The organism is Salmonella sp. 32020114201800008SM, from assembly GCF_017572025.1.
Lineage (GTDB): Bacteria > Pseudomonadota > Gammaproteobacteria > Enterobacterales > Enterobacteriaceae > Salmonella > Salmonella enterica.
Genome location: NZ_JAGEQM010000017.1, coordinates 1 through 4,907 on the forward strand (window position 1 = coordinate 1; position 4,907 = coordinate 4,907).

5 protein-coding genes and 4 tRNA genes are annotated in these 4,907 nt (G+C 50.5%); 2 read left to right on the plus strand and 7 right to left on the minus strand.

Annotated features, from left to right (window positions below; all coding sequences use genetic code 11):
• The 5 genes from J4613_RS22355 to J4613_RS22375 all read right to left on the minus strand — a co-directional run.
• On the minus strand, positions 1-727 hold a 727-nt coding region (locus J4613_RS22355), incomplete at its 3' end, for an elongation factor Tu (RefSeq protein ID WP_069106894.1).
• A gap of 115 nt (positions 728-842) precedes the next feature.
• Positions 843-918, minus strand: a tRNA-Thr gene (locus J4613_RS22360).
• A 6-nt stretch (positions 919-924) separates the two neighbouring features.
• Positions 925-999: transfer RNA gene (locus J4613_RS22365), tRNA-Gly, on the minus strand.
• Between the two features lie 116 nt (positions 1,000-1,115).
• Positions 1,116-1,200: transfer RNA gene (locus tag J4613_RS22370), tRNA-Tyr, on the minus strand.
• Positions 1,201-1,208: 8 nt separating this feature from the next.
• Positions 1,209-1,284 (minus strand) — tRNA-Thr (locus J4613_RS22375).
• 19 nt (positions 1,285-1,303) lie between these two features.
• Here J4613_RS22375 and J4613_RS22380 point away from each other — a divergent pair.
• Both J4613_RS22380 and coaA read left to right on the plus strand, forming a co-directional pair.
• On the plus strand, positions 1,304-1,477 hold the full coding sequence (locus J4613_RS22380; protein ID WP_001541267.1) for a hypothetical protein: 174 nt from the start codon (positions 1,304-1,306) through the stop codon (positions 1,475-1,477).
• Positions 1,478-1,685: 208 nt separating this feature from the next.
• Complete coding sequence (gene coaA, locus J4613_RS22385; RefSeq protein ID WP_000023068.1) at positions 1,686-2,636, plus strand: type I pantothenate kinase; 951 nt, start codon at positions 1,686-1,688, stop codon at positions 2,634-2,636.
• A 34-nt stretch (positions 2,637-2,670) separates the two neighbouring features.
• On the opposite strand, the gene birA is transcribed toward coaA, so the two are convergent.
• Positions 2,671-3,633 carry a bifunctional biotin--[acetyl-CoA-carboxylase] ligase/biotin operon repressor BirA gene (gene birA / locus J4613_RS22390; RefSeq protein WP_000655746.1) on the minus strand — a complete coding sequence of 321 codons (963 nt, stop codon included), beginning with the start codon at positions 3,631-3,633 and terminating at the stop codon, positions 2,671-2,673.
• Entirely contained in the window at positions 3,630-4,658 is a 1,029-nt protein-coding gene (gene murB / locus J4613_RS22395; RefSeq protein WP_000149781.1) for a UDP-N-acetylmuramate dehydrogenase, read from the minus strand. Before murB ends, birA begins: the two co-directional genes overlap by 4 nt.
• Between the last annotated feature and the right edge of the window lie 249 nt (positions 4,659-4,907).

The following is a 4,907-nucleotide window of genomic DNA, read 5'->3' on the forward strand; positions in this document are numbered from 1 at the left end:
CTTCTTCGCCCACTTTGATGATACCGCGTTCTACACGACCGGTAACAACGGTACCACGACCGGAGATGGAGAATACGTCTTCGATCGGCAGCAGGAACGGCTTGTCAATCGCACGCTCTGGTTCCGGGATGTAAGAATCCAGGAAGCCAGCCAGTTCGATGATTTTCGCTTCCCACTCTGCGTCGCCTTCCAGCGCTTTCAGAGCAGAACCACGAACGATCGGCGTGTCGTCGCCCGGGAAGTCGTACTGAGACAGAAGTTCACGAACTTCCATTTCAACCAGTTCCAGCAGCTCTTCGTCATCAACCATGTCGCATTTGTTCAGGAACACGATGATGTACGGAACGCCTACCTGACGACCCAGCAGGATGTGCTCACGGGTCTGCGGCATCGGGCCGTCAGTCGCAGCAACAACCAGGATCGCGCCGTCCATCTGAGCAGCACCGGTGATCATGTTTTTAACATAGTCGGCGTGCCCCGGGCAGTCTACGTGTGCGTAGTGGCGGGTCGGGGTATCGTATTCAACGTGAGAAGTGTTGATGGTGATACCACGCGCTTTTTCTTCCGGCGCGTTATCGATCTGGTCGAATGCGCGAGCGGCACCGCCGTAGGTTTTAGCCAGTACGGTAGTAATGGCAGCGGTCAGCGTTGTTTTACCATGGTCAACGTGGCCGATAGTACCGACGTTAACGTGCGGTTTTGTACGTTCAAACTTTTCTTTAGACATCGATTGTCCCTCTAAGACACGGATAAATCGGTGATATCACCACATCAACCAGGCAACACGCCCGACTTGTTGAATGCTAATAAACAGAAGAGAAAAACAGGAAGGAGAAAAGAAGTGGTGCTGATAGGCAGATTCGAACTGCCGACCTCACCCTTACCAAGGGTGCGCTCTACCAACTGAGCTATATCAGCACATCTTGGAGCGGGCAGCGGGAATCGAACCCGCATCATCAGCTTGGAAGGCTGAGGTAATAGCCATTATACGATGCCCGCATCCTGGAACTCGGCTACCTGATTTTCATTCTGCACTGAATATCGAGAGAAACTCTCTTTATTCGAGCCGGTAAGCGAACTTATCGTCTCGGGCTGCGCCATCGCGCGGCCGAAAATGGTGGTGGGGGAAGGATTCGAACCTTCGAAGTCTGTGACGGCAGATTTACAGTCTGCTCCCTTTGGCCGCTCGGGAACCCCACCGGACTTGATGGTGCCGACTACCGGAATCGAACTGGTGACCTACTGATTACAAGTCAGTTGCTCTACCTACTGAGCTAAGTCGGCATCAAGTAGCGCGCATTCTATGGAGACCTGCGTGCTCATGCAACTAAAAAATTGCATAAAATGTTCTATCGCTCACATTTTGCGCTATAAGAGACAAAAATGCTCTAATTTCAAACAAGAGAGCATAAATTTTCGGCATTTTACCGACCGTCTGACCAGGATACGACGCGGCATTTCAACGCTCCGTCGATAGAAAGCAATCTTCTGTATCTGGTATATTCGTCACATTGCTTCTCAGGGATAGCTTTCACAGCGAGATTTTTTCTTATTATTCCTCCCCATCTGGTGTTACCCTCCTGCCCATTGTCCAAATTAACTTAAATGTGACGTGCCGTTGCATGTCAGGGATGGCCCTCGTTCATCGCTGAACTGATGTAGCAATAGCAGCCAGAAACATGCTTATGAGTATAAAAGAGCAATCGTTAATGACGCCTTACCTACAGTTTGATCGCAGCCAGTGGGCTGCGCTTCGCGATTCTGTGCCGATGACCCTGACCGAGGATGAGATCGCGCAGTTAAAAGGCATTAATGAAGATTTATCGCTGGAAGAAGTTGCAGAAATATATTTACCCCTCTCCCGTTTGCTAAATTTCTATATCAGTTCAAATCTGCGTCGTCAGGCTGTCCTGGAACAGTTTCTGGGCACTAACGGCCAGCGAATCCCTTACATCATCAGTATCGCGGGCAGCGTCGCAGTGGGTAAAAGCACGACAGCACGCGTTCTGCAAGCGTTGCTGAGTCGCTGGCCGGAACACCGCCGTGTTGAATTGATTACCACAGACGGCTTCCTCCACCCAAACCAGGTGTTGAAAGAACGCGGGTTAATGAAGAAAAAGGGGTTCCCCGAATCGTATGATATGCACCGACTGGTGAAATTCGTTTCTGACCTCAAGTCGGGCGTACCGAACGTGACGGCGCCAGTCTATTCTCATTTGATTTACGATGTTATTCCTGAAGGGGATAAAACCGTCGCTCAGCCTGATATATTGATTCTTGAAGGTTTGAATGTTTTACAAAGCGGTATGGATTATCCTCACGATCCGCACCATGTATTTGTCTCTGATTTCGTTGATTTCTCTATTTACGTTGATGCGCCAGAAGAGCTCCTTCAGACTTGGTATATCAATCGCTTCCTGAAATTCCGCGAAGGGGCGTTTACCGATCCTGACTCTTATTTCCACAATTATGCGAAATTATCTAAAGAAGAAGCTGTTAATACAGCAGCTTCGCTTTGGAAAGAAATTAACTGGTTGAATTTAAAACAAAATATTTTACCCACGCGAGAACGTGCCAGCCTTATTATGACCAAGAGCGCTAACCATGCGGTGGAACAGGTAAGATTGCGGAAATAACAGAAAAGAGGGGAGTACCGACTCCCCTTTTTTACTATTCGGCGCTTCGCAGCGATATTTCTCCGCCCATCCAGGGTTTAATCACGCCATCCTGTTCAAGCAATAATGCGCCCTGAGTATCAATGCCGCGAGAAATACCAAATATTTCTTTGTCGCCAATAATTAGTTTTACCGGGCGATCAATAAAATTATCCAGTTTTTTCCAGCGCGAAAGATAAGGAGAAAGACCTTCTTGCTCAAAAAGCTCAAGCGCAGCACGTAGCTTATAAATCAGCTTTGCGGCCAGCATATTGCGGTCGAGCGTAATTCCGGCCTCTTGTAGTGTGATCCATCCCTGATTTATCACGTCCTCTTCTACGCGACGCATTGCCATGTTAATACCAGCGCCAATCACTATTTGTGCGGCATCGCCCGTTTTACCGGTTAACTCGACCAGAATACCCGCCAGTTTGCGGTCCAGTAGGTAAAGGTCGTTAGGCCACTTCACACGAACTTTATCTGCGCCCAGTTCACGCAGCACTTCCGCCATCACAATTCCAATGACCAGACTCAAGCCTATTGCCGCCGCAGGACCCTGCTCCAGACGCCAGTACATTGAAAGATATAGATTCGCGCCAAACGGTGAGAACCATTTACGCCCGCGACGACCACGCCCCGCCTGTTGGTATTCTGCTACACAGGCATCGCCTGAGCGTAGCTCGCCAATTCGATCAAGTAAATACTGATTGGTTGAATCGATAACGGGCAATACCGCCACGTTTCCGCTATCCAGTTGGCTATGAATACGGTCAGCATCCAGTAACTGGATGGGTTCCGGTAAGCTATATCCTTTCCCGGGAACGGTAAATACATCTACTCCCCAGTCGCGTAATGTCTGGATATGTTTATTAATCGCCGCGCGGCTCATTCCCAGCCGTTCACCCAACTGCTCGCCTGAGTGAAACTCTCCGTCGGCAAGCAGTGAGATCAGCGTCAGGGGAACGGTAGTATCTTTCATGCAATGCTCTCCACAGCGTTCACCTCTCCGGACCGACCAATAAAGCGAACCTCAGGCTCCAGCCAGACATTAAATTTTTCACCCACTTTTTGCCGGACATGATGCGCCAGCGCCACCACATCTTTACTTGTCGCATCATTCGCATTAATCAATACCAGCGCCTGTTGGCGATGCACCGCAGCGCCGCCAATGGTGACGCCTTTCAACTGACATTGATCTATCAGCCAGCCTGCCGCCAGCTTCACTGAGCCGTCTGCCTGAGGGTAATGCGGCGCGTTGGGAAATCGTTCCAGTAGTTCCATGGCGATATCGGCTGCGACAACGGGATTTTTAAAAAAGCTGCCTGCATTGCCATTCACTTTAGGATCCGGCAATTTTGTGGTGCGCATATGGCATACAGCATCAAACACCTGTTGCGCGGTGACCGTTTTCGGGTCCAGACAAGTAAGATCGCCATAGGTTAGCACCGGCTGCCATTGCTTTGACAGACGCAGACCCACCGCGACGATCGCAACGCGATCCTGATATTCATTTTTGAAGATACTGTCACGATAGCCGAAACGGCATTCCGCTGCGGACAAACGCAGACGTTTTCCCGTTTCCAGTTCAACGCAGTCAACGTAGTCGCAGACGCGCTGTAGTTCTACGCCATACGCGCCAATATTCTGTATAGGCGAGGAACCAACGCAGCCAGGGATGAGCGCCAGATTCTCCAGGCCGGGCATGTTGTTGTCCAGCGCGTAGCGAACCAGCTGATGCCAGTTTTCGCCTGCGCCGACGTGTAGGTGCCAGGCGTCCGCGGTTTCATTGACCTCAATGCCTTTCAGGCGGTTAAGGATCACGGTGCCGGCGTAATTTTCCAGAAACAGGACGTTGCTTCCTTCACCCAGGATCATAACCGGCAGTCCCTCACGAGTTGCTTGCTGCCAGGCGCTCAGTAGTTGTTGTTCGTTTTCAGCGCATGCGATGTGCTTTGCACAATGATCAATGCCGAAGGTATTCCATGGTTTTAGGGAGTGGGTCATGGCTGCTTTCCTGATACTCAATCGGCAATAGTTTACCGTATCTGTGTTGGGAAGGCTTGTGGTTATATTGAGGGTGGATCGGCGCGTCCCTGTAGGCTGGATAAGGCGGAGCCGCCATCCGGCAGACTACAGATAAAACAAAAGGCCCAGTCTTTCGACTGAGCCTTTTGCTTAATTTGATGCCTGGCAGTTCCCTACTCTCGCATGGGGAGACCCCACACTACCATCGGCGCTACGGCGTTTCACTTC